General features: G+C 38.2%; 19 protein-coding genes and 1 pseudogene. 10 read left to right on the forward strand and 10 right to left on the reverse strand.

What is annotated here, in order from left to right; all coding sequences use genetic code 11:
- A partial coding sequence (locus J416_RS11690) for a dihydroxyacetone kinase subunit DhaK (protein ID WP_003472263.1) occupies positions 1-911 on the forward strand: 911 nt, incomplete at its 5' end.
- Positions 912-943: 32 nt separating this feature from the next.
- Positions 944-1,627, forward strand: a complete 684-nt coding sequence (dhaL, locus tag J416_RS11695; protein WP_003472266.1) for a dihydroxyacetone kinase subunit DhaL — start codon at positions 944-946, stop codon at positions 1,625-1,627.
- A gap of 186 nt (positions 1,628-1,813) precedes the next feature.
- Here dhaL and J416_RS11700 read toward each other — a convergent pair.
- The 5 genes and pseudogenes from J416_RS11700 to J416_RS11720 all read right to left on the reverse strand — a co-directional run.
- A pseudogene (locus J416_RS11700) lies at positions 1,814-2,126 on the reverse strand (transposase); the annotation flags it as partial.
- Between the two features lie 241 nt (positions 2,127-2,367).
- A complete protein-coding gene (locus tag J416_RS11705; protein ID WP_003472271.1) occupies positions 2,368-3,636 on the reverse strand; it encodes a TRAP transporter large permease in 1,269 nt (422 codons plus the stop codon).
- Complete coding sequence (locus J416_RS11710) at positions 3,633-4,064, reverse strand: TRAP transporter small permease (protein ID WP_240407281.1); 432 nt, start codon at positions 4,062-4,064, stop codon at positions 3,633-3,635. The genes J416_RS11705 and J416_RS11710 overlap by 4 nt, the downstream gene beginning before the upstream one ends.
- Before the next feature lie 163 nt (positions 4,065-4,227).
- Entirely contained in the window at positions 4,228-5,298 is a 1,071-nt protein-coding gene (locus tag J416_RS11715) for a TRAP transporter substrate-binding protein (RefSeq protein WP_003472274.1), read from the reverse strand.
- A 21-nt stretch (positions 5,299-5,319) separates the two neighbouring features.
- Positions 5,320-6,096, reverse strand: a complete 777-nt coding sequence (locus J416_RS11720) for a triose-phosphate isomerase (RefSeq protein ID WP_003472275.1) — start codon at positions 6,094-6,096, stop codon at positions 5,320-5,322.
- Positions 6,097-6,563: 467 nt separating this feature from the next.
- Between J416_RS11720 and J416_RS11725 the strand changes: the two genes are divergently transcribed.
- Together J416_RS11725 and J416_RS11730 are read left to right on the forward strand one after the other, a co-directional pair.
- A complete protein-coding gene (locus tag J416_RS11725) occupies positions 6,564-7,571 on the forward strand; it encodes a LacI family DNA-binding transcriptional regulator (RefSeq protein ID WP_003472276.1) in 1,008 nt (335 codons plus the stop codon).
- A 215-nt stretch (positions 7,572-7,786) separates the two neighbouring features.
- A complete protein-coding gene (locus tag J416_RS11730; protein WP_003472277.1) occupies positions 7,787-8,053 on the forward strand; it encodes an HPr family phosphocarrier protein in 267 nt (88 codons plus the stop codon).
- Positions 8,054-8,421: 368 nt separating this feature from the next.
- Here the strand turns inward: J416_RS11730 and J416_RS11735 are convergent, their stop codons facing one another.
- The gene (locus J416_RS11735; protein ID WP_003472278.1) at positions 8,422-10,164 is read right to left on the reverse strand and encodes a methyl-accepting chemotaxis protein; all 1,743 of its coding nucleotides are present in this window, start codon (positions 10,162-10,164) and stop codon (positions 8,422-8,424) included.
- A gap of 339 nt (positions 10,165-10,503) precedes the next feature.
- Here J416_RS11735 and J416_RS11740 point away from each other — a divergent pair, with 339 nt between their 5' ends.
- The 4 genes from J416_RS11740 (at position 10,504) to J416_RS11755 (ending at position 13,759) form a co-directional block, all read left to right on the forward strand.
- A complete protein-coding gene (locus J416_RS11740) occupies positions 10,504-11,373 on the forward strand; it encodes a transketolase (protein ID WP_052000968.1) in 870 nt (289 codons plus the stop codon).
- Positions 11,370-12,311 carry a transketolase family protein gene (locus J416_RS11745; RefSeq protein WP_003472282.1) on the forward strand — a complete coding sequence of 314 codons (942 nt, stop codon included), beginning with the start codon at positions 11,370-11,372 and terminating at the stop codon, positions 12,309-12,311. Before J416_RS11740 ends, J416_RS11745 begins: the two co-directional genes overlap by 4 nt.
- A 50-nt stretch (positions 12,312-12,361) precedes the next feature.
- Positions 12,362-13,123 carry an SDR family NAD(P)-dependent oxidoreductase gene (locus J416_RS11750; protein ID WP_003472283.1) on the forward strand — a complete coding sequence of 254 codons (762 nt, stop codon included), beginning with the start codon at positions 12,362-12,364 and terminating at the stop codon, positions 13,121-13,123.
- A 222-nt stretch (positions 13,124-13,345) separates the two neighbouring features.
- On the forward strand, positions 13,346-13,759 hold the full coding sequence (locus J416_RS11755) for an organic hydroperoxide resistance protein (protein ID WP_003472285.1): 414 nt from the start codon (positions 13,346-13,348) through the stop codon (positions 13,757-13,759).
- 227 nt (positions 13,760-13,986) lie between these two features.
- Here the strand turns inward: J416_RS11755 and J416_RS11765 are convergent, their stop codons facing one another.
- Positions 13,987-15,333, reverse strand: a complete 1,347-nt coding sequence (locus J416_RS11765) for a four-carbon acid sugar kinase family protein (protein WP_003472286.1) — start codon at positions 15,331-15,333, stop codon at positions 13,987-13,989.
- 82 nt (positions 15,334-15,415) lie between these two features.
- Complete coding sequence (pdxA, locus tag J416_RS11770; protein ID WP_003472288.1) at positions 15,416-16,447, reverse strand: 4-hydroxythreonine-4-phosphate dehydrogenase PdxA; 1,032 nt, start codon at positions 16,445-16,447, stop codon at positions 15,416-15,418.
- 348 nt (positions 16,448-16,795) lie between these two features.
- On the opposite strand from pdxA, the gene rpiB reads away from it, so the two are divergent.
- Positions 16,796-17,275 carry a ribose 5-phosphate isomerase B gene (rpiB, locus tag J416_RS11775; protein WP_003472291.1) on the forward strand — a complete coding sequence of 160 codons (480 nt, stop codon included), beginning with the start codon at positions 16,796-16,798 and terminating at the stop codon, positions 17,273-17,275.
- An 85-nt stretch (positions 17,276-17,360) separates the two neighbouring features.
- On the opposite strand, the gene J416_RS11780 is transcribed toward rpiB, so the two are convergent.
- Positions 17,361-17,945, reverse strand: coding sequence for a P-loop nucleotide/nucleoside kinase family protein (locus tag J416_RS11780; RefSeq protein ID WP_003472294.1), 585 nt, complete (start codon positions 17,943-17,945; stop codon positions 17,361-17,363).
- 151 nt (positions 17,946-18,096) lie between these two features.
- On the opposite strand from J416_RS11780, the gene cls reads away from it, so the two are divergent.
- Positions 18,097-19,278: a cardiolipin synthase gene (cls, locus tag J416_RS11785; protein WP_003472296.1), complete on the forward strand. Its 1,182-nt coding sequence runs from the start codon at positions 18,097-18,099 to the stop codon at positions 19,276-19,278.
- A 144-nt stretch (positions 19,279-19,422) separates the two neighbouring features.
- Here the strand turns inward: cls and J416_RS16055 are convergent.
- Positions 19,423-19,602 (reverse strand): hypothetical protein (locus J416_RS16055; RefSeq protein WP_205619701.1); only part of this gene is annotated, 180 nt, incomplete at its 5' end.

A 19,602-nucleotide genomic window follows, 5' to 3' on the forward strand; every position in this document is an offset into this window, starting at 1 on the left:
AAAAATCTCCAAACGAAAACGGAATTGTCTTAACTGAAAAAAAAGATAAAGTAGCTATACTAATTGGTGGCGGAAGCGGTCATGAACCATTATTTTTTGGCTTTGTAGGTGATGGTTTAGCTGATGGTGTTGCAATTGGAAACGTTTTCGCAGCTCCTACTCCAGACACCATACTGGATGTTACCAAAGCAATTGACTCAGGAAAAGGCGTACTCTACCTATACGGAAATTATTCAGGTGATGTTTTAAACTTTGATATGGCTGCAGAACTTGCAGAAATGGAAGATATTGATACCGATACTGTTTTAGTAACTGATGACATTGCTTCAGCCCCACATAATAAAAAAAGTGAACGGCGAGGAATAGCTGGTGATATTTTTGTTTTTAAAATCGCAGGTGCAGCAGCTGATGCAGGTTTAACACTTGATGAAGTTTCACGGGTAGCAAAAAAAGCTAATGATAATACTCATTCAATTGGAGTAGCACTTTCTCCAGGATCAATACCCGGAGAAAATCAACCCACTTTTACGATTGGTGACGATGAAATTGAATTTGGAATGGGGATTCATGGAGAACAAGGTGTTAAACGTACAAAATTAATGTCCGCTGATGAATTAAGCGATGAAATGATGGAATATTTATTAAATGATATTGAGCTTACTAATAATGATGAAGTCTGTGTTTTAATTAATGGACTAGGCTCTACTACTTTACTAGAGTTGTTTATTGTGAATAGACGAGTGACAGAAATTCTAGAAAATAAAGGTGTTCATGTATTTGATACAGACGTAAACAACTACTGTACAACGCAAGAAATGGGAGGATTCTCAATTACTATTATGAAATTAGATGATGAATTAAAAAAATATTATAATTCACCAGCATATTCTCCTTATTATATAAAGAAATAATTTATAGTACTTAAAAATCGGAGGTATCATTTATGAATCAAAGCAATCTATCTCATGAGTTGAAAGGAAATCTTATTATGGAATTAAACGTTTCACAGACAAAAGAAATGTTTAAATATGTTAGTGACAAAATATTAGAGAACAAACCATTGTTAACAGAAATTGATAGCGCTATTGGCGATGGTGATCATGGTATTGGTATGTCAGTGGGGTTTAAGCAAGCTAAAGAAAATCTTGAAGGTAAGGACTGCCATACCATTAATGATGTATTTAAAACGATTGGCATGGCAATGATTAATTCAATGGGTGGAGCTTCAGGCGTTATTTTTGGGACCATGTTTGTTGGTGGTGTTAAAAAATTAGAAAAGAAAGAAATGTTAACTGTTGAAACCCTTACTACTTTATTTACTCATTCATTGAGCGCTATTAAGACTAGAGGAAAGGCAGAAATCGGTGATAAAACGATGATCGATGCCTTGCAACCGGCTGTAGAAGCTTTACAGAATACACATGTGGAACAAGATTTATTAACGGCGTTAAAACAAGCGACAAATGCTGCCAACGAAGGTGTAGAAAAATCAAAAGAATATGTGGCGAAATTCGGTAGAGCAAAAACGTTAGGCGAACGGGCGATTGGTTACCAAGATGCCGGAGCTACTTCTGTCTGGATTATCTTTGATTCAATGACGAATTGGGTTGAAAACCATGTAAAATAGGCATAGGAATTACGTAAATCAACAGTCATCACATATGAATGTTTTCAAATCAACTTTGAGCTCGAACTTATCTAATTTCAGTTAGATAAGTTCGAGCTTTTTATGGTGAAAAGTAAACTTTCAAGTAACTAGATTCTAAAGAATTTCCTATTTCTTGCCCTGCATTGGACATGTCTCCTTACCATGTTTTTGTAGCGATGCTTCCGAAGGCGTACATCAGAAACAAGAAATCCGCAATTCAGCTTGAAAGAAATATCATCATCTAACCGTTTCACCAAATCTTTGATCGTTGGAATACGTTCAACGTATCGAATAAATACCGAAATAATCATCGTAGGATAATTTAGCTCTCTGGCGCACCAAAACGTGATTTTTTGCTTATCTCATGATAAATCGTATCTAATTCTATTTCTGAAATAATCGCATCATAACAATGGGTAGGTTCCATTTCATATAATTCTTGGATGCCAAATAAACTAGTTTGTCGTATAATGGTCATAGGAAGTATTCCTCCAGTCTTTTTGGGACGTTTTGGTCAACTACCATTATACAAGACTTGGGGAGGTGCTTCCTTTTTTACGTTTTAAAACCTTTGCCCTGCAAGGGCTAAGAATTATGAAATTCATTCAGTTATGCCCTAGCCTATTTCAAGGATAAATAAAAAAATAGCCCAGTCACACAAACCATGTGACTAGACCATTTCTATATATCTATGGCAGTAAATATAGCTACATGTTCAGTTAAACTAATACGAGTGACAAGAATGGAACTAGGATAATCACAAGTAGCGTGAGTAACATGCCGATTAAGAACGGCGTTACATTTTTGGCAAGTGTCGGAATCGGAACACCCGATATTCCCGAACCAACAAACAAGTTAACACCGAGTGGTGGTGTAATGAATCCAATCGACAAGTTCGCAATCATCATGACACCGAAGTGAACAGGATCTAATCCAATCTGCATCGCTACAGGGAATAAAATTGGTGTAAGAATGATAACTGCTGCCGCCGTATCCATAAACATCCCTACAATTAATAACATCAATGTAATCAATAGTAGAATCACAACCGTGTTTTCTGAAATCGACGTTAGACCTGTCGCAATTTTATTCGGAATTCTTTCTAATGTTAAGATTTGCCCGAACGCTGTTGCTGCCGAAATGATAATGACAACAGCTGCACTTGTTAATGACGATTTCGTAATAATTTGCGGGATATTCTTTAATGATATTTCCTTATAAACAAATACACTAATCACAAATGCGTAAACCACAGACACAACAGCCGCTTCGGTCGGTGTAAACTGACCACTGTAAATACCACCTAAAATAATTACAGGCGTGAGTAATGCCCATTTCGCATTATTTAACTCTTTGAAAAACAGTTTAAAAGTAAATGGCTCGGTTTCACTAATATAACCTTGCATTTTTGAATAAATGTAACACCACATCACCATCACTAAACCGATGAGGATACCAGGTAATATACCTCCTAAAAACAAGTTCCCGACGGACGTTTGCGATGAAACACCATACATGATTAACGGTATGCTTGGAGGAATAATAATACCTAGTGAACCTGCAGAAACAATGACTGATGTTGCAAATTTCTTGTCATATCCTTCTTTAATCATTGCAGGTATTAACATTCCTCCAACAGCAGCTACAGTTGCCGGTCCAGATCCCGAAATAGCTGCAAAAAACATGGATGTTAACACAGCAACAATGGCGAGACCGCCTGTGATTTTTCCAACAATTACTTTACCAAAATTCATTAAACGTTCTGAGATTCCGCCCCCACTCATTAACTCACCAGCTAAGATAAAAAGCGGAACAGCTAATAATGGAAAGTTATCGAGCGACGTTACGATATCTCGAAATAAACTTTCAACCGGAATCGGTGGAATAAATAATATCGTAATAAACGACGCAATACCTAGAGCGATTCCAACGGGTACAGCTAATATTAATAACAATAGTAATGATCCAAATAAAATGAGCGAAATCATACATCCACATCCTTATTGTTTTTCCACCGTGAGGTAATGTGCCATTGATCTTGAATTAATCGAATCACGGTTAAGAAAAACCCAACTAATGTCGAAGCGTACACCCAACCATAGGAAATCCCTAGACCTGGCGTTGTACGTGTAATACCAAACACAGTGTTTAAGCCATAATAAACGACTAAAATGGCAAAAGCTAAAAATAACAGATTCGAAATCGTTCGCATGACAAAATTTCCATTTTTCTTAAATAATAGTGCCAGTGAATCGATTTTTATATGCTTATTTTTCTTCACGGCATAACTGACACCGATAAAAGTTGTCCAAATAAACAAATACCTTGCTAACTCTTCTGTCCAAGTAAAGGTGAACGTCATCATATTACGCATGACGACTTGGGCAAACAAGATTGTGACTAAGACAATCATCATGACGACCAAAATATACTCTTCTATATGTCGATTTAAATGCCTTATTATCCTCATACACATTCCCTTACTTTCCGTCGATTTAGTTAATTACAACCTCATAGGAAGCTACGTTCTTCCTATGAGGTTGTTTGAAGTTCTCAGTGCTACATCATTCTAATTGTACTTATTCGCGTGCTGCTTCAACCTCTTCTAAGAACTTGTCCATAAATTCTTGGCTTGTCACTTCAGCATAGTTGTCTACAACATCTTGTGTTGCTTCTCTGAATGGTGCTTTATCTGGTGTATTGACTTCCATTCCTTCAGCTTTTAGCTCTTCTAGCAATTCTTCTTCACCGTCACGAATTGCTTCACGGTGGAATTGTCCTGCTTCATCAGCTGCATCCTGAAGAATGGTTTGTTGCTCACTTGATAATGATTGCCAGAACTCATCACTTACCGCTAATGGCAATGTTCCATATTGATGCCCTGTCATAGATACATAATCTTGTACCTCAAAGAAATTACTTGCATGAATATTAGCTAACGGGTTCTCTTGGCCATCAACTGTTCCTTGCTGCAATGCTAAATACAATTCACCGAAAGCCATTGGTGTTGAGCTTGCACCCATTGCCTCTAATGTATTTAGTGACACATCTGATTCTGGTGTACGGATTGTAAGTCCTTCAAGATCACTCGGTTCTTCAATTGGTTGACTACTATTTGTTACGTGTCTCATACCATTTTCGAAAAAGCTTAGTAGACGAATGTTATCATCCAATAGTGGTTCTGAAATCATGTTTCCTACTTCACCGTCTAATACGTTCCATGCATGCTCATAGCTATCAAATAAGTACGGTAAGTTCATCGCACCAATTTTGTCATCATATTGTGTAAAAATACCTGCACCAGCTAACGCCATATCTAACGTGTTTAACGAAACGTTTTCAATCATTTCCGGTTCACTACCAAGTGTTTCATTCGGATAGATGTTAACGGTAATCGATCCGTCTGATTCTTCCTCAACTAATTCTTTAAATTTCACAGCTGCTTCGTGTCTGACGTTCGTTTCAGCAGATCCATGTCCGAAGTCAATGCTAATTTCTTCTGAAGCCTGTTCACCATTTCCTTCACCATTATTACCACTGTTATCTGAGTCGTCACCGGAGCCATCCCCATTACTGGATTCTCCGCCTCCACAAGCTACGAGTACTGTCATTAATAAACCTAATAGTGCAATTGTAATAATCTTTTTCATTACCTTTTCCTCCTGTCTCTCTTATAGATGATGTTCATTGACTGTAAATAAGATATCTCTGAAAGAATCGATATCCCAAGCAGCACGTCCAATAAATAGACCGCTTACATTTTGACAATTTAAATAGGATTCAAAATTTCTCTTATTTACACTGCCACCATACAAAATCGGTGTTTCTACCCCTTTGTTTCCATAAAGTTCAACGAGTAATTTGCGGATTTCATCATGTTGTTCGGCTACATAATCAGCATCTGCTGGTAAGCCGTTTTCGCCGATGGCCCATACAGGCTCATAAGCAACGATCACGTTGTCGACATCTTCTGCCGGGACATGTTGAAGCGCGATTTTCAATTGTTGTCTTACCTTTTCTTTCCCGACATTCATTGTTTTATCCGTCGCATTTTCACCAATGCAGACAAGCGCTTTCAAATCGTGTCGAAGTGCGGCTACCACTTTCTTGTTGACATCCACATCGTTCTCATTGTAATACTGTCTTCTTTCTGAATGACCGATTTCCACAAGATCTAAACCAAGTTCCTTCAGCATAACCGGAGAAACTTCTCCAGTATAGGCACCTTTTTCTTCCCAATGCATGTTTTGAGCGCCTATGTTGATGCTAGTTCCTTGCACATCTTCCTTTAATGGATAAAGATGTGGAAATGAAGGGATGATAAACAATTCAATCTGATCTGATAACTGCTGCTCAATTTCTCTTAGTTGTTTGACGTATTGCCTCCCTTCAGATAATGTCTTGGTCATTTTCCAGTTTGTTCCGAGTAAAACTTTTTGATTACTCACGTTAACCAATCATCCTTTTTTCATTCAAATGAACAAACATTACGCTGATTCACGTCATTTGTTCGAAAGCTGGTTACCGAAATTTGCGATATATCATTATGGCCATAATAATGATAGAACGTTTAGTAAATCGTTCAACCAACTTTCAATTACGATATTAATGCATGCGCATTCATTTGTCAATTACTTTTTTTTATTTTCGTTTATTTTTTTAAAAATATTTGTTTCACTGAATCATATTACAGGTTCTACAGCTTTCTATACTACAATTTCCGTATTCGACGCAATTTATTCCACGATTGCTTTCATCCATCATTTTTCATTTTAAAAATAGAATTTAATTCATTTGTTTAAAATTCTATTTTTATTTTCTTTTATTTTGATATGTTAACCATTCTTTTTTGGTTGTGAAAAGGGGCTTTCTTCATATAAAATGATCGTGGAGAGTGAATGGAGAGGTGGGAGTTATGAAAATTACAATGAAAGAAATCGCTAAAGAAGCTGGTGTATCAGTCACAACGGTTTCTCATATTATCAATGGCACGAAACGGATGACGGACCATACATACAATCGTGTGATGGATGTCGTGAACAAATATAATTACATCCCTAACTATTCAGCTAAAAATTTACGAAATAATTCAACAAAGACAGCTGGTTTAATTGTCCCCAGTTTTCCCGATTCATTTGTAACAAAATATACGAACAGCATTGCCTTACGGGCACGCGAAATGGGATACAATTTATTATTTGTCAACTCAAATGAGGATACCGATTATGAAGAAGAGACACTGAAATTGTTCAGTTCACAAATGGTGGACGGCGTGATTTTAGCTCCAGCCGCTAAATATTCTCAACCTTCCCCTTATGATGTAACAGATATCATTGAGAGTCTACCCATTGTTTTAATTAGTCGCTATCACGACGCATTTACGAATAGCCCGATTATTAAACAAGACGACTTCCAAGCGGGGTTCGATGCCGGAAATCATTTACTGATGCACGGACATCAGAGAGTGGGCATCATTTATGCCGTTCAAGATATTTCACCAACTGTGGATCGGATTAAAGGATTTCGACATGCTTTACAACAACGAGGGATTCAATTAGAAGAGGAGCAAATTGTCAATGGCGAGGCGACAACAAAAGGTGGAGAAAAAGCGGTTCGGCGTTTATTGCATGATCAACCAGATATAACAGGATTATTTATTTTGAACGATTCCATGTCCGTTGGGGTCATTTCTGGATTGAAAGAAATGGAGATATCGATTCCGGATGACGTAGCATTAATTGGGTTCGGCGATTTCCCGTCAGCATCGATTATTGATCCGCCTATCACAACGATTGGGTTATCACCTGAAACGATGGGACAGACAGCTTTCGATCTATTACTCAATAAAATTAGCAATAAAGATTATCATAATAAAGTCGAAGTGCCTACTCATTTAATCCAAAGAAAATCTTGTGGTTGTTAACGCCTTGCGACATGATGATGACTAGTATATCAATTTTTTATTTTGAAAACGCATACTTTATTTTTGATTTCTCTTGTTTATTTTCGTATAATGTCATTAACACGTTATAGGCACTATTATTTTTTATGTGTTATTTTTATGGAAAAACGGTTGATATACACAAGTTTGAGTAAAACGTTTTTCCACTTATTTCATTATTTAAAGGAGTGGTCATCATGTCAGAATTCAGCAAAAACACAACGATTAACATTTCTGAGTCGCAAACGATTGTCGAATTAAGTTATCTATTGCAAAAGTATGAATCTGAGGTATTCATCCTAAACAAATCAGAAAATCATGTACAAGAAATTAATCCTAAAAGTGTTTTAGGTCTAGCTACGCTACAACTAAAAAATGGAATTGAGGTGACCGTTCGCGCTGTCGGAAATGACGCAGAAGACGCCGTCATGGAAGTCGTCAATTTCTTTCAAGGCAAAAAATAATACGGTTCGAATGGAGATGGGGATTAAAGAAAGTATATTTTAAGCGAATATACTTTCTTTTTTATTGGTTCGTTGCTTTGGTAGTTATGAAGACACTTTTTTGGAGATTGATGCTGATTTTCTGCCTTCATCAGTGCGATGACGACACTTTTTTTGAATTACCATGCTGTTTTCTACCTTCAGAACGCCTATGATGACAGTTTTTCTGAATTATTATGCTATTTTCTGCCTTCATACAGCTTATGACGACAAAAAATCGATGCAAAAGCCAAAATATCTACCTTCATTAACTCTATGATGACTAAAAACCCATATGTAAACGAGAAAAAGTGCCTTCATCGTTCTTGATGAAGACACTTTTTACACAATTAGATTTTGAACTTACGCAATAATTGATTCAGTTCTTCTGAAAGTTTGGCTAACGTTTCAGAATCACTAGATATTTCTTCAACCGAGCTTCTAGCTTGCTGGGCTGACGCTGTCGTTTCTTCAACTCCCGCTGCTGATTCTTCTGAAATAGACGCGACTTCTTCTATCGATTGATTAATATCTTGTGAGCCGGAAGAAATTTCAGATAAACGCGACGAGATTTTTTCAATTTTATCTACCATTTGATTCACATTCGAATTGATGTCAGTAAATATTTCGCCTGTTTTTTCAATATATTGCGATCCTTCATCAACGACTTCATTGCTATCTTTCAATGTTTTCATCACCACTGCCGATTCATTTTGAATATAGCCAACATTTGTTGTAATGTCCTGAATCGAATTTGTCACTTGTTCTGACAATTTGCGCACCTCTTCCGCAACAACGGCAAAACCTTTTCCGCTTTCCCCTGCGCGTGCTGATTCGATCGTTGCGTTTAATGCTAATAAATTGGTTTGATCGGCAATGTCTTTAATCACATTGATTAGTTTCGTAATTTGATCGGTTTGTTCGTTTAAACCTTCCATTTTGCTTACGGCATCTTTTACTTTTCCATCAACATCACGCATCTTACTAATAGACGTATTCATCATACCTTTACCATCATTGGTGACTTCGATCACATCTTGAGATGCTTTCTGAAGATTTTCTCCTTCGTTACTAGCTTCGGACACTTTGTCTACAAATTCGTTGGCTTTTTGCGCCACCGTTCCCGAATGATTAGCTTGTTTCTCAGCACCTGTAGCCAATTCTTCCATTGTAGTCGATATTTGTTGCATTCCTTCAGTCGCCTCACTGGATGCATGATATAACTTATCACTTTGATCATTGACAGTTTTAGAAACGGACGTAATTTGTTCCATCATCGATTTCAGGCTATTTCTCATCGTATTCATGGCATTTGCTAATTGACCAATTTCATCTTTTCCTTGGTAATCAATGTGCTGCTCGCGTAAATCACCAGCTGCCACGTCGTTACTCATTTCTACGACTCGATTTAGATTTTTTGTCACGACTCGACTGACGAGCATGATCAATAGCACACTAATCACGATCGAAACTGCAATTGCAACAATTAATACAATAAATGCGGTAGTTTGGCTTTGCGTTGCATTATCTACAGCAACTCCACGTTGATTGTTTACAATATCCTCTAATTGTTGGACATACCTTGAAGCCGAATTTTGAATTTGTGTTGTGCGCATCGCTACAATTTCGGCTGCTGCACGATCGCCACTTTCAATAAACTGGATCGCTTCGTCAAAATTTTGATTGACTTTGTCATTGAGACGATTGATTTCACTGAATAAACGATTTTCTTCTTCAGTATTCATTCTCGGTTTGATCGCATCAGCTAATTCCTGAAATGCTTGATCTTGTTCGTTGTATTGTTGCGTTATTTCATCAGAACTACTATTTTCATCATTCATTAATTGATGAACAATGATGCTTTTCGACTTAATGGAAGAGCCCATTTTTGTGACATCTACCGCTCGGTCTCCCCTTCTTTCCAATGTTTCAATTTCGTTATTAATATCTTGAAGAAATAGGGATACAACAATGGTTGAAATGAGGAATAGCGATAAAACGATAAGTAAAATAAGTCCGTATTTCTTCCCTACCTTCAAATGACGAAAAGATAACCAAGCTCTCAGGTTTTTAATTTTTTTGAGTATTTTCATTTTGTTACCTCCGATTTATTATTGTTTTCATTTCACCTCATCAATCATAATACTTAATGACTATATCAAAATATTACCTAAGTCAATCGACTCATGTCAACGATTTCATATTAATAAATATTCTGTCATTCCGCTAAAACGCTGATATACCACCCTTTCTTTCTATTTTCATTTTATTTCATTATTATTTTTCGTATTTTTTTATTTTTCATCATTGACATAAATGCGTTTTCATATTACACTAAAAACATATTCGGTAAAACGTTTTACCAGTTGTTTTTACTCATTTTACTGATAAAAACAAATTCAAATGTTCAAACGTTTCTCCGCTGGTCATGTATGAAAAACTATTTCATTAGAGAGGTGAATCCATTGAGTCATCCAACCATTGAAGAATTAAAACAACAAGCCGCTGAGTTGAGAAAAACAGCTGTCACAATGGTCTATAAAGCACAATCTGGACACCCTGGTGGTTCATTGTCCGCAGCTGACATTATTACGTCACTTTACTTCAAAGAAATGAACATTGATCCAGCAAATCCAGATTGGGAGGATCGCGATCGTTTCGTCTTATCAAAAGGACACGTGGCACCGATTCAATATTCGGCGTTAGCACATTTAGGCTATGTTCCTTTTGAAGAGATTCATAGGCTACGGGAGTATAAGTCACCGTTTCAAGGACATCCCGATTCTAAAAAATGTCCAGGCATTGATATTTCAACAGGTTCCTTAGGACAAGGTTTTTCATGCGCCGTCGGTATGGCAATTGCCGGTAAAATGGATAACAAAGATTACCGCTCCTTCGCCCTACTCGGTGACGGCGAAATACAAGAAGGACAAATTTGGGAAGCTGCGCAAACCGCTGTGAAACAAAAATTAGACAATCTGATTGCTTTTGTTGACGATAATCGTTTGCAAATTGATGGTCCAACTGAAGAGATTATGCCAAACCAAGACATCGAGAAGAAATTCGAATCATTTGGTTTTCAAACGAAACGTATTAACGGTCACTCTATCGAAGAAATCATTCGCACCTTAGACGAATTCACGCAAGAGAAAAACGGCGTACCGAAGTGCATTGTTTGTGACACCGTCAAAGGCAAAGGCGTTTCCTTTATGGAAGATGTCGTTGCATGGCACGGCAAGGCGCCGAATGATGAAGAGTATCAAGCAGCCTTAGCAGAACTTGAAGGAGGTTTAGAATCATGATTACGTATCCAGCTACAGACAGTAAACCTACCCGTCAGGCGTTCGGTGATGAAATTACGGAACTCGGTAAAAACAATCAAGATATTGTGGTCGTTGATATGGATATCAGTAAGTCTTGCAAAACCGACAAATTCGCAAAAGAACTTCCTGATCAGCATTTAAACGTTGGCATCGCTGAACAAGGTGGCGCTGGCGTCGCAGCAGGAATGGCTACAGCAGGAAAAATTCCTTTTCTTAGTACGTATGCGGTATTCGGTTCTATGCGTATGGCTGAACAAGTCAGACAAGAAACGTGCTATCCATTTTTAAACGTAAAAATTGCTTGCTCACACGGTGGTTTAACACCAGCCAATGATGGTGGCAGTCACCAAGCGATTGAGGATATGGGCATCTACTCATCAATGCCAAACATGACGGTCATTATGCCAGCTGACTATCATTCGACAAGAAAATTAGTCAAAGAAGCTTCTGAAATTTATGGACCGGTTTATTTACGTTTCACTCGTGAAAAAGTACCGATGATTTATGATGAGAACGAAGAATTCACGATTGGTAAAGCAAACAAAATCCAATCGGGTAACGATGTAGCGATCATTGCGAATGGCGATACCGTTTCAATAGCACTCGAAGCTACTAAACAATTGACTGATCAAGGCATTTCCGTTCAATTATTGGATATGCACACTATTAAACCAATTGATCGTGAAGCGGTCCAAGAATGCATGGACATCGGCAACATTGTCACGGTTGAAGATCATAATATTATAAATGGTCTTGGTAGCGCTGTATCAAATGTTGTCGCAGAAGAAGGAAATGCACGTGTTCGCAAAATCGGTGTGCAAGATCAATTTGGTGAATCAGCTCCTTATGAGAAATTGTTAGAACTGAACGGAATCACTGTCGACAATATCGTTCGTAAAGCCAAAGAACTTGTATAATCAATCGAACTTAAAGTCAACTACAATCATGAGAGAATAGGAGAATACAAATGAACTTCAAAGACCAAGTAGCTATTATTACAGGAGCCGGTTCTGAGAATGGAATCGGTCGCGAAACCGCTCGACAATTAAGCAAAGGAGGTGCTACCGTTGTGTTAACAGACATCGATGACACCCATCTCGATGACGCTGTAAAAGAGATGAAAAATCTTGGCGGCCATGCAATATCCATGAAAGTGGACGTATCTAACCAAGAGCAAGCCGCAAATTGCGTAAAAGAAACTGTCAATCAATTTGGCAAAGTTGATATTCTCGTAAACAATGCTGGCATCTCGCGCCCTTCTTCTATACTAGATATTACCGAAAAAGAATGGGATCTTGTGTTTAACGTGAATATGAAGGGCGTCTTTTTCTTAACACAGGCTGTACTTCCTTATATGAAAGAAAAAAATTACGGCCGAATTCTAAACTTGAGTTCTGTTTCTGGAAAACGTGGCGGAGGTATCTTCGGTGGCTCGCACTATTCCGCTGCCAAAGCTGGCGTCACTGGGTTCTCCAAAGCGGTTGCTAGAGAGTTCGGTCCATATGGTATTACTTGCAATACGGTAGCACCTGGACTCATCGGCGGCACTGAAATTACAGGCGATCAATTAACCGATGAGAAGAAAAAGCAAATTATTGCAGGAATTCCATTAGGCCGAGTTGGTGAGGTGAAAGATGTAGCTCACTCGATTACCTTCTTAGTATCTGAACCAGCGGGTTATATCACTGGTGAAGAGCTAGATATTAACGGCGGATCACACATTGATTAAATCACTTACGTCAAAACGAGAAACAATGTAACTTTCATTATCTTTATGGCAACGTCGTACTTGCCATAAGCCGTATCATCAATACAAACAAACCATTAATACCTACAATACTGCCAAATGATAAGCCAATACCCGTTGTGAAAACAGCGGGTATTGGATCATCATAAAAACCATCGATGACATACTCGATAGGTAAAAATTATAAAAAAGGAGTGTTACATGATGAGTAATATTGTATTTACATCGAAAGCAACAGCACAAGGTGGACGTGAAGGACATGTGAAGTCAGATGACGGTTTAGTGGATGTAAACTTAGTCGATGGTGCTAGTAAAGAAACGGGCTCGAATCCTGAGCAACTGTTTGCTGCAGGCTATTCAGCTTGTTATGATGGCGCACTAAACTTAATGGCATCCAAGAAAAAGAAAGACATCGAATCAACAACGACAGCTGAAGTGAGCTTAATCAAAGATGAGAGCGACAATGGCTTCAAACTCGGTGTCGTCTTACACATTGAGATAAAAGGCGTATCACAACAAGAAGCAGAAGAGTTAGCAAATGATGCGCACGACTTCTGCCCATACTCCAAAGCCACAAGAGGAAACATCGAAGTCGAATTAAAACCAAAAGCAATATAATGTGTACATTTTTTGGAGTGAGCTTATATGATAGGCTCACTCCTTTTTCTTACCTTTCTATTGAATTTTTTTATCTTTTGTTCATTTTGTTACAAAACCAGCTCAAAGAATGTAACATTCCTCGATTTGGTATACTATCCGAATATCACCCATCAACGAAGGTTTCAAATGGTGCCATTCAAAAAACAAATAAAGCGCTGGCTATGTTACCGCCAACGCTCAAGCATTTATGATGAATTTGAGAGATTCTCTGCTTCATTAAAAATTCTTTCGACAATTTGAATCGCTGTATTCGTCGATCCTGTTAAACCACCTTTTCCAACGACGACAAGTCCATCGAACGCACCACCGAGAATTGTTCCTAAATCGGCTTGTGGAATCACATAATCCATTAATTGAATCCCTTTTGCATTCAATGTTTTCATCGTGTGTACCATTGTATCCCCACCCGTCAAATAAAGACCACGCACTTGATCAGTTTGGGATAACACTTGATTAACAATCTCGCCTAATCCTTCATTTATACGATCAGCCGCTTCGCCTGGTTGTAAGCCTAAGCGTTCTTCTTCAGCAGCTAAATCGATACGCGGTCCTGTAATGGATGTTTCTAATATCATTGTATGTGGTTGATGCTTGTCTAAACGCGTGATGACTTCGTTTGTCACTCGTTTCACTTCATCTTGATGCGCTTGTGTTCGTTCAATAAGAACAGAAGCAGATACTGGAATTTGTATCGCCCCATCTTTTTCTGCCAATGTACTGATTTGTTCTTTTGTGACAGATGATGCACTGCCCGCAATCGCTAGCACTGTACCCGTGAATGATGCTAAATCTTTTTGTTGATGTTTATCTGGCTCATCTTCTGTTGCAAATCCTCGGTATTTCGCGAGTTTCGCTGTAAAAGGACCCGGATCAATCGCTAACACTTTCCATTGCAACTGATACACAGCTTCAGCAATTGTATCGACATCCTCAATGGTGACCGCATCGACAATAATGATTTTCGCACCTTTTTGTTTTTCCTGCTGTAACGCTTTTTGTACTGTCTCTTGACCAGAAAGCAATGTATTGAGTGAAATCGAACCAATTGCACAACTTGTCTGCTGATCCATTAAGGTCGGACAATGCGATTCGTTTACAGGGGTTCTCACATCATTGGCTACAGGGGTTAAGGATAACGGCATACTATCAATAATCGAATAACCACCTACTAAAATACGTTTGGATTGTGGCATCGAAGGTACCATAACAGCGATAGTTTCATCATCTAATTCATCTAACATCGCTTCCACTTCTGTTCCGATATTCCCTCGTAATGTCGTATCAATTCGTTTGGAAAATGTCGTGGCACCCATCTTTTTTAACTCTTTTACCGCTGATGTCACTTTTGTGGTCGCTTCTTCTTTTGAGACTGCGCGACTATCTGTGCTTAGCACTAACGCATTTTGGTTATCGGCTTCTTCTAATTCGTTTTCATTAAAGTAGGCAGCTGTAGGGACGCCTGATCGCGCGAGTAGCACCCCAACCGTTGTAGCTCCTGTTAAGTCATCTGCCACAATACCAAATTTCTCCATTGTGAGTTCCTCCATTTCGCCTGACATCGAGAAAATAGGAAAACAGGAAAGGTCTTCCCCCTCTCCTGTATTGATCTAAGACTTAAGCTTGTTCTGCTTTTGCTCGTTGACCCATCTTCCAATATTCAACGGGTACTAGAGTTGCTTCGATCATACTAACTGATCCGGCCACACCTTTTCCTGCGATATCAAAAGCTGTTCCGTGATCAACTGAGCTTCTCATAAATGGTAAGCCCCACGTAATTGTGATCGACTTTTCGAAGTCATAGGTTTTGCAAGCAATATGACCTTGGTCGTGATATAAGGATAAAATCGCATCATATTTCCCTTGCAATCCGATATGGAATACAGAATCTGCTGGAACGGGACCAACGACATTAAGTCCTTCTTCTTTCGCTTCTTCAACGGCTGGATTTAAGTGTTCTCCTTCTTCTGTACCGAATAATCCGTTGTCTGAGGCATGAGGGTTTAAAGCTGCTAGTGCAATCTCAGGATTCTCATAGCCAATGCCTTTGAGTTCTGTATCAATTTGTTTTAGTTTTTCGAGTACACGGTCTTTCGTTGCATAATTGCAAGCTTCCACTAACGCTTTATGGCGACTAACGAAAAACACTTTTAAGTTATGGCAATTAAACATCGTTAGTGCATAGTCTGCATTGGTTAAGTCACCATACACTTCTGTATGCCCTTCATGTTGACACCCTGCTAATTTGATCGCTTCCTTATGAATCGGCGCTGTTGATACGATATCAATTTCTTGATTCATGCCTAACTCAATCGATTTGACGACATAATCATAAGACATTTCTCCAGCTAGTTTTTGTACTTTTCCGTATTCAATGCTTGCTGTATCATATTCTTTCGGTTCGAGTACATCTATCGTTCCGTATTCGAATTTAGCTTCTGCCGGTTTATCAATTTTATTTACATGAAATCCTTCACCGTTTCTCACGTTCAATGCTCGTTTGACAATATCAACCGATCCGATCAGAAAAGGTTTACATTCTTGATAAACTTTCTCTTCCATAACTGTATCTGCTGTAATTTCAGGGCCGATACCTGCTGGATCACCAATTGTAATCGCAACGACCGGCTTTTTGATTTCTTCGCTCATTCGCAAACGCTCCTATCTATTGTTGGTTTTTGGATTATTTATTCTTGATTTCAATTCATAGTTTATATCTTCTTTTTATGATTGTCAATTTATTTCTTTTTATTTTGTTTCGAAAATATATAAAACGATTAAAAAGGAAAAATTACATTTAGAACGTGTATTTGAGAGATAACGTTTCAAAACTTGCGATTGCAGCTTTTTTTGTTGTTTTTATATTTTGTTTAACATAAAAAAATAACATCTAATATGAAAATAAACAAAAATAAATATTGAAAACAAACGAAAAGTATAATAAGATATGAAGTAGGGAATTGATAGCTTACATTTCTTAAGAAAGGATGAACAGCCATGAAGATCGCTTTAGGCGGAGATAATAACGCTTTCAAATTAAAAGGCATTATTAAAGAACATTTAGAAAATCAGGGATTCGACATTGATGATTATGGATGCCATTCAGAAGATGCCGTTGACTATCCAGATGTAGCTTATGAAGTGGCACAAGCGATTAGTGAAGAAAAAGCAGACCGCGGCATTCTTATTTGTGGAACAGGCATTGGCGTATCCATCGCTGCCAATAAATACCCTGGCGTCCGGGCGGCATTAGCTCACGATGTGTATTCTGCTGAACGCGCTCAACTTAGTAACAATGCGCAAATCTTAACTATGGGTGCACAAATTGTCGGTGATCAAGTCGCGAAGAAAGTCGTAGATGCCTATCTAAACGTGGAATGGGCAGAAGGTTCTAAACGAAAAGTCGATAAAATTATTGAACAAGAAAAACAATTCGTATCCGAGAATTTACAAGATGTTGTGACAAAAGGTTGCTAATAGACGAACTGTTTGTATGACCCCCTACTAAAATAGATCAGCTAGTTTCTAGAAAACGAGTTTGTTTCTAGAAACTAGCATACCCTTATGTAAGAAATGATTGTAATTGATCGATTTTTTGCTCAGTTAATTCACCAGAGTTATCAAAAATATGTACATGATTCTTTGGAATATCCCAATTGATTGTCGGGACAAAATCGACACGCGTTTCATAGGAATCCCAGTTATCCAATTTCCATGTATCACGCTCAGTACCTCGTTCTTCAATACGCTGTCTTTGTGTGTTAATATCTTCAAGCGTGACAACGACGACTTTCACATCTACCTCGTCTTTCGTTTTACCACTTGCTGATAATACGTCTTCGATCCATTGTTGATTTTTCAATTCCTTCGTAAACGGTGAAATCATAAATACATTTTGGCCAGCGCGTAGATTCTCGATACAAATATCTTTCGTTGTATCATATTCTAAATCACGCAAATTTTCTTTATAAAATGTTGAGTCACGGTCATTCGGATCTAAATCATTCATCTCTAGAAATCGTTCAACAAACCGACCACCCACCGTATCTCGATCTAAAAACGCACACGGCATGCGATCAGCCACTTTTTCTGCAACCGTTGTCTTTCCCGTTCCAGCAACCCCTACAAAAAATACTAACTTTTGCACTGTATCCACCTCTTTATTTATTATACTCCTTCTTCTATGGTAACCGATTCCGGAAAAAAACGCACGACAAATGGATGGAGTCTTGCGGATAATTTTTGTGAAATGAGAGACAATACATCAGACGATGATGGACATAAACGGAGGGGTTCCTGTGCTGGTTGTTGGTATGATTGTTTTTTTGATTATTTTCATTTATATCGATTTTCGTCTAGGGATGTTATTATATCGGAAGCGTGATCGTAGTTTTATAGCCACAAGCGACCATAGCGACGTGACATTATATGCATCAGGAGAACCCTTATTTCGACAAATGAAACGGGATCTTAGAAAAGCGAATCAAACGATCGATATGCAATTCTACACGATCCGCAACGATAAGATTAGCCAACAATTATATCAAGTGCTGGACGAGAAGCATAAAGAAGGCATAACCATTCGTATGTTAGTGGATTGGGCCGGTAGTTTCAGCTTTTCAAAAAAGTGGGTGAACGATCGATTTACGTTAAAGAAAACCAATCAACCGTCTTTCCCGTGGCTATTTTCACTCCAGCAAAGAAATCATCGAAAACTAACCATTATTGATGACGATATTAGTTATCTCGGCGGTTTTAATGTAGGTGATGAATATATCGATAAAGACAACAAGCTAGGGACTTGGCGTGATTATCACCTCAGAATTCGTGGGCCACTTACGCAACATTTACAGCATAGTTTTTACCGAGACTGGAAAGAAGCAAACGAACAACAACACGCAACTGACATTCATCAACAGCTTCAAACTTGTCTATATCAAGAAGATCCCCTCATTGTATTGTCAACGGATGGTCATCAATTAGAAGAGGCATTTCTTATTTTATTGCAACAAGCGAACGACAGTATCGTGATTGGCTCTCCTTATTTTATACCGACAAAGCGTGTGTTACAGGCGTTATTCAGTGCCATTCATCGAGGCGTTGCTGTTACAGTCATCATTCCTGAAAAAGGGGATCACTTGTTAACCAAAGCAGGAGCGTTTCCCTTTTTACAACAAATGCTAGACGTCGGTGCTGACGTGTATTTATATTTGAAAGGCTTCTTTCACGGAAAAGTATGTATGATTGATGATAAATTTTGCGATATTGGCACAGCAAATTTTGACCAACGAAGCTTGTTATTAAATCAAGAAATTAACCTTATCGTGAAAAGAAGTCATCCCTTGTTTGCAGACATTGAACGTGTAATAAAACATGACATGGCCAACAGTAAACGATTAACAAATCAATGGTTGAAGCAGCAACCACTTTTCATGAAACTGTTGAGCAAATTAACAGCTCTCTTTCGGCCCCTTTTGTAAGCAGACTTGATTCAATTGCGAAGGGCTGTCATTTTGCGCAATCGACATGAAATTTTTTGCGTCAAACAGCAGCAGTTGAAATCGTTGTTTGCATCGAAAATGGGGTTATGAGTCAAATAGCGTGTGCAGTGGTAGCTGTTTACATCATAAATGAATTTTCGCGTCAAACAGCCGGTCAAATGATGATGTTTTTGCATGAAAAACAAGAGGAACACGTGCTTTACTCGGAAATCTTGAGAACATCTTATCGGATTTCCCGGTAATTGGCGTTTTACCGGGAAATCTAACGGCTACCATATTAAGTTTTCCCAGTAATTTGCGTTT

It is taken from the genome of Gracilibacillus halophilus YIM-C55.5, from assembly GCF_000359605.1.
In the GTDB taxonomy this organism is placed as follows: domain Bacteria; phylum Bacillota; class Bacilli; order Bacillales; family Amphibacillaceae; genus Gracilibacillus; species Gracilibacillus halophilus.

Excerpts from the sequence above, each read along its gene's own strand:
- dhaL (WP_003472266.1), top strand. The coding sequence starts at position 944 with ATGAATCAAAGCAATCTATCTCATGAGTTGAAAGGAAATCTTATTATG.
- J416_RS11705 (WP_003472271.1), bottom strand. The coding sequence starts at position 3,636 with ATGATTTCGCTCATTTTATTTGGATCATTACTATTGTTATTAATATTA.
- J416_RS11710 (WP_240407281.1), bottom strand. The coding sequence starts at position 4,064 with ATGATGATTGTCTTAGTCACAATCTTGTTTGCCCAAGTCGTCATGCGT.
- J416_RS11715 (WP_003472274.1), bottom strand. The coding sequence starts at position 5,298 with ATGAAAAAGATTATTACAATTGCACTATTAGGTTTATTAATGACAGTA.
- J416_RS11725 (WP_003472276.1), top strand. The coding sequence starts at position 6,564 with ATGAAAATTACAATGAAAGAAATCGCTAAAGAAGCTGGTGTATCAGTC.
- J416_RS11730 (WP_003472277.1), top strand. The coding sequence starts at position 7,787 with ATGTCAGAATTCAGCAAAAACACAACGATTAACATTTCTGAGTCGCAA.
- J416_RS11735 (WP_003472278.1), bottom strand. The coding sequence starts at position 10,164 with ATGAAAATACTCAAAAAAATTAAAAACCTGAGAGCTTGGTTATCTTTT.
- J416_RS11740 (WP_052000968.1), top strand. The coding sequence starts at position 10,504 with ATGAAAAACTATTTCATTAGAGAGGTGAATCCATTGAGTCATCCAACC.
- J416_RS11745 (WP_003472282.1), top strand. The coding sequence starts at position 11,370 with ATGATTACGTATCCAGCTACAGACAGTAAACCTACCCGTCAGGCGTTC.
- J416_RS11750 (WP_003472283.1), top strand. The coding sequence starts at position 12,362 with ATGAACTTCAAAGACCAAGTAGCTATTATTACAGGAGCCGGTTCTGAG.
- J416_RS11755 (WP_003472285.1), top strand. The coding sequence starts at position 13,346 with ATGAGTAATATTGTATTTACATCGAAAGCAACAGCACAAGGTGGACGT.
- J416_RS11765 (WP_003472286.1), bottom strand. The coding sequence starts at position 15,333 with ATGGAGAAATTTGGTATTGTGGCAGATGACTTAACAGGAGCTACAACG.
- pdxA (WP_003472288.1), bottom strand. The coding sequence starts at position 16,447 with ATGAGCGAAGAAATCAAAAAGCCGGTCGTTGCGATTACAATTGGTGAT.
- rpiB (WP_003472291.1), top strand. The coding sequence starts at position 16,796 with ATGAAGATCGCTTTAGGCGGAGATAATAACGCTTTCAAATTAAAAGGC.